General features: G+C 71.3%; 6 protein-coding genes. 4 read left to right on the top strand and 2 right to left on the bottom strand.

The genetic code is table 11. The features are described from left to right. On the top strand, positions 1-627 hold a 627-nt coding region (locus tag ACFQ7Q_RS37695), incomplete at its 5' end, for a 3-hydroxyacyl-CoA dehydrogenase family protein (protein ID WP_383563646.1). A 9-nt stretch (positions 628-636) separates the two neighbouring features. Here ACFQ7Q_RS37695 and ACFQ7Q_RS37690 read toward each other — a convergent pair. Further along, the gene (locus ACFQ7Q_RS37690; protein WP_383563649.1) at positions 637-1,371 is read right to left on the bottom strand and encodes a MerR family transcriptional regulator; all 735 of its coding nucleotides are present in this window, start codon (positions 1,369-1,371) and stop codon (positions 637-639) included. Between the two features lie 117 nt (positions 1,372-1,488). Between ACFQ7Q_RS37690 and ACFQ7Q_RS37685 the strand changes: the two genes are divergently transcribed. Together ACFQ7Q_RS37685 and ACFQ7Q_RS37680 are read left to right on the top strand one after the other, a co-directional pair. Further along, complete coding sequence (locus ACFQ7Q_RS37685; RefSeq protein ID WP_383563643.1) at positions 1,489-1,971, top strand: macro domain-containing protein; 483 nt, start codon at positions 1,489-1,491, stop codon at positions 1,969-1,971. 103 nt (positions 1,972-2,074) lie between these two features. Beyond that, entirely contained in the window at positions 2,075-2,551 is a 477-nt protein-coding gene (locus ACFQ7Q_RS37680) for a hypothetical protein (protein ID WP_383563640.1), read from the top strand. 106 nt (positions 2,552-2,657) lie between these two features. Here ACFQ7Q_RS37680 and sph read toward each other — a convergent pair whose 3' ends face one another. Further along, positions 2,658-3,680 carry a sphingomyelin phosphodiesterase gene (gene sph, locus ACFQ7Q_RS37675; RefSeq protein ID WP_383563637.1) on the bottom strand — a complete coding sequence of 341 codons (1,023 nt, stop codon included), beginning with the start codon at positions 3,678-3,680 and terminating at the stop codon, positions 2,658-2,660. A gap of 125 nt (positions 3,681-3,805) precedes the next feature. On the opposite strand from sph, the gene ACFQ7Q_RS37670 reads away from it, so the two are divergent. Further along, positions 3,806-4,294 carry a hypothetical protein gene (locus ACFQ7Q_RS37670; protein ID WP_383563634.1) on the top strand — a complete coding sequence of 163 codons (489 nt, stop codon included), beginning with the start codon at positions 3,806-3,808 and terminating at the stop codon, positions 4,292-4,294. Positions 4,295-4,332: the final 38 nt, after the last annotated feature.

Raw genomic sequence — 4,332 nt, 5'->3', positions numbered from 1 at the left:
GTCGGCGAGGGTGCCGACCCGGTCTCCGTCGAGCAGGCCGCGGCGCAGGCCGGCTACCCGGCCAAGGTCCTCTCCCTGATGGACGAGCTGACCCTGACCCTGCCCCGCAAGATCCGCAACGAGACCCGGCGCGCGATCGAGGAGGCCGGCGACACCTGGGTCGGGCACCCCTCGGACGCGGTGATCGACCGAATGGTCGACGAGTTCGGGCGTACGGGACGCAGCGGCGGCGCGGGCTTCTACGAGTACGGCGAGGACGGCAAGCGCGGCAGGCTGTGGCCGGGCCTGCGCGAGCACTTCACCAAGCCGGGGTACGAGATCCCGTTCCGCGACATGCAGGAGCGGATGCTCTTCGCCGAGGCCCTCGACGCGGTCCGCCTCCTGGAGGAGAGTGTCCTGACCTCCGTCGCCGACGCCAACATCGGCTCCATCATGGGCATCGGCTTCCCCGCGTGGACCGGCGGCATCCTCCAGTACATCAACGGCTACGACGGTGGTGTCGCCGGCTTCGTCGTACGCGCCCGTGTGCTGGCGGAGAAGTACGGGGACCGCTTCCAGCCGCCCGCGCTCCTGGTGGCGAAGGCGGAGCGGGGCGAGGTGTTCACGGACCAGCCCGTCCAGGGCTGAGGACCGGGGCTAGGGAGTCCTGAAGGCCGTCCGCAGTTCCTCGCTCAGGGAGCGCTGGAAGGCCGTGACGAGGGCCTGGATCACCATCGGCTGCATGTGCGCGGAGAGCGACTTCATGGCGGCGAGGTGGTCCGGGTCCTCGGCGCTCTCCCGGTACGGGTTCCACACCTCGTCCCGGAAGAGCCGGGAGAGCTCCTGCGCGGCGGCGCGCGCATGCTCCAGGAGGACGGTGCGGGAGGCGAGGATCGTCTCGTGCGCGATGGGCACGTCCAGGAGCTCCACCCCGAGGCGCAGCAGCGTCGCGTCGAGCCGGAAGACGTCCGGGTCGGCGGTCTTGTCCAGGACGCCCATGGCGGCGAGCCGGTCGACGTCCGTGTCGGCGAGGGTCCGCCCCGCGCGCCGTTCCAGCTCGCGCCGGGTGATCTCCTCGGCGGACTCGGGGGCCCAGGAGGCGACCAGGGCCCGATGGACGGCGAGGTCCCGCGCGCTGAGGTCGGGCGGCAGCTGGTGTAGATACCGCTCGATCGCGGCGAGCGTCATGCCCTGCCGCTGGAGCTCCTCGATCAGCGCCAGCCGCGAGAGATGGTCGGGCCCGTAGTGCCCGACCCTTCGCGGCCCGATGGCCGGCGGGGGCAGCAGCCCCTTGGTGCCGTAGAACCGGACGGTCCGCACGGTGACGCCCGCCCGCGCGGCCAGCTCGTCGACGGTGAACGTCGGCGGCTGCTCCTCGGTCTCGGTGCCCATCTGAGCTGCCTCGCTTCCCGTGCCGTGCCCGTTCCCCATCAGTGCAACAGTATTGCTGTCTCACCAGCGTTGTAAAAGTGTTCGCACGTTGTCAGTGGCTCCTCGTACGGTGAGGGCATGTCGGGGATCACGTATGTACGGGGGGACGCCACCGCCCCAGGGGGCAAGGGCGTGAAGATCATCGCGCATGTCTGCAACGACCTGGGCGGCTGGGGCAAGGGCTTCGTCCTGGCGCTGTCGCGGCGCTGGCCGGAGCCGGAGGCGGCCTACCGCCGCTGGCACCGGGAGCGCGCGCGGAACGACTTCGGGCTGGGGGCGGCCCAGTTCGTGCAGGTCGGACCCTATGTCTGGGTGGCCAACCTGGTGGGCCAGCGCGGCATACGGACCGGTCGGAGCACGGGCGTGCCCGTGCGGTACGAGGCGATGGACGCGGCGCTCGGCCTGCTCGCGGACAAGGCGGAGGAGCTGGGGGCGTCCGTGCACATGCCGCGGATCGGGTGCGGTCTCGCCGGCGGGAAGTGGACACGGGTGGAGCCGCTGATAGCCGAGCGGCTGACGGCCCGCGGGATACCGGTCACGGTGTACGACTTCGAGACGTAACGGGTCCTGTGGGACTCCGTCCCACCCGGGGCGTGGCATGGCGTGTACCTGCCGCTAGAGTCACGTGCTTGTTCGAATTCGGGGATGGGGACTGGGGAGGGTCATGTACACGGAACTCAGGGAGACGGCCACGGAGTTGGCCGCGGTCCTGTGGCGGGAGCACACCGTGTACCGGGAGCGGGGCGGCGGCGTGGTGATCCGCGGCGAGCACGTGGGGCGCTGGATCAGTCTGGCCCCGACCGGTGGGAAGGACCAGGCGCGCCTCCGGGCCGGACGCCTGCTCGACGGCGGCACCACGGCGCCGGCCCGTTCGGAGATCGTCGTCGACCTCTCGGTGGGGACGGCGGAGCTGGCCGCGGTCTGCCGCCGTCTGCTCGCCGACGTGGCCGCCGCCGACACGGCGCCGCCGCGGGCCCGCACCGAGCGTTCCGGCCGCGCGGCGCGCAAGGAACGCCCGGCCAAGCCCGCCCGCCCGCGCAAGAACCGCCACACCGGCTTCGGGTCGTGGATCGTGATCCTCTGCGTGGCGGGGATCGTGGGCCTCTGGGCGTACACCCAGTTCGGCAGGTACGGGTACTAGGCCCGGGCGCCCGCCGGCCCCGCGCGACCCGGCGGAGACCGATCGACCGTGGCCGGGGGCCACGGTCGATCGGTGATCAGCTCGGTGATCCGAAGGCGCGGTGCGCTCAGTAGGCCGTCACCGGGTAGTGGTCGCTGAGGTTGGTGTACGTGTACTTCGTGCCCCAGCTGGAGACCGTCCAGGGCGCGGTCGTCTCCAGGACCACGTTGTTCGTCCAGTTCGCCGGCCGGGCGTTGCCCGAGCGGTACAGGACGTAGTCGAGGTCCTCGCGCGGGTCGTCCGGGTAGCGCTCGGAGGCGATCGAGTTCAGCTCCGTGTCGAAGGAGTACGGGTGGCCGGTGCGGGCGTCCGCGCCGACGAGACCCGCGTCGCTCAGCATGGTCGAGTACTCCGGCGTCCGGGAGTCCACGTTGAAGTCGCCGGCCACGACGACCTGCTCGTTCGCCGGGATGTTCTTGGCGTCGAGGAAGGCGTCCATCGCCTTGAACTGGCGGCTGCGCATCTGCGCCGCCTCGCCCGCCGAGCAGCCCGGGTCGGTGGACTGGGCGTGCGTGCCGACGACGTGGACCTTGGTGCCGTTCACGTTCAGGACGGTGTAGACGAAGCCCTTGTTCGAGTACCAGTCCGCGCCGCATGCGTCCTTGTAGACGTACTGCTCCTTGCGGACGATCGGCCATTTGCTGAGGATCGTCACGCCCCCGTCCTCGGGGGTGGTCGCGGAGTAGGCCCCGCTCGTGGCGTCCCAGCCGCTCTTGCTCCGGCCCATGACCGGGGTCTGGTACGGGTACTGGGTGGACGAGTTCGCCTTGAGGGCGTCCGAGGAGGAGTTGTCGAACGCCTCCTGGATCACCACGACGTCCTGACCCTGGTAGAAGCCGGCGGCGGGTATCGCCTTGGCCCGGTGGTCCTGGCCCCAGTTCGGGTACAGGGTCTTGCTGAAGAGGAAGGCGTTGTAGCTGAGCACCTTCAGGCGCGGGGCCTCGGCGGCCTGCGCGGAGGGGGCTGCCGTGGCCAGGGTCGCGGCGGCGAGCGCCAGGGACAGGGCGGCGCCGGAGGCACGACGGCGGTGGGCGGCGATCGGCACAGAAACTCCCGTGTGTGGGTGGGGGGTTGGTGCGGCGCGGCACATCAAATCAGCCGTAGTTACCTTCCGGTAGACTCTGGGTGCCGGGAATCTTGCGCGGTCGGCACGAACATGCCAACAGTTGAGCACCCGCGGAAATTGTCGCCTTTTCGAGCAGGTATCATGCGCGCATGACCCTCGCGCAGAACTCGACGATCTTCGACATGGACCTCGGTCCGCTCAACCCCGTCACGGCTGAGCTCATCCTCGGCGTGGTGTTGTTCGCCCTCACCTTCCTGATCCTGGCGAAGGGCATCCTGCCGAAGATCAACCGCACCCTCGCCCAGCGCGAGGACGCCATCGCGGGCGGCACCGAGCGCGCCGACGACCTGCGCGCCGAGGCCACGCAGATCCGTGAGCAGTACGAGGCCGAGCTCGCCGAGGCCCGCCACGACGCCGCCCGCATCCGCTCCAAGGCCACCGAGGACGGTACGGCCGCCATCGCCGCCGCCCGCGCCGAGGGCATCGCCGAGCGCGACGCGATCCTGGCCGCCGGTGCCGCGCGCATCGCCGACGAGCGCGCCGCCGCCGAGCGCGAGCTCTCCGCCGACGTCGACGCCTGGGCCCGCGCCCTGGCCGGCCGCATCGTCGGCGAGCCCGTCGGCGCCGACCGCGGCTGACACCCACGCACCACGAGATCGGGGCCGCGCCCCGGGCC

The organism is Streptomyces sp. NPDC056527, assembly GCF_042794475.1.
In the GTDB taxonomy this organism is placed as follows: domain Bacteria; phylum Actinomycetota; class Actinomycetes; order Streptomycetales; family Streptomycetaceae; genus Streptomyces.
This window is presented reverse-complemented; position numbering and strand designations above follow the sequence as displayed.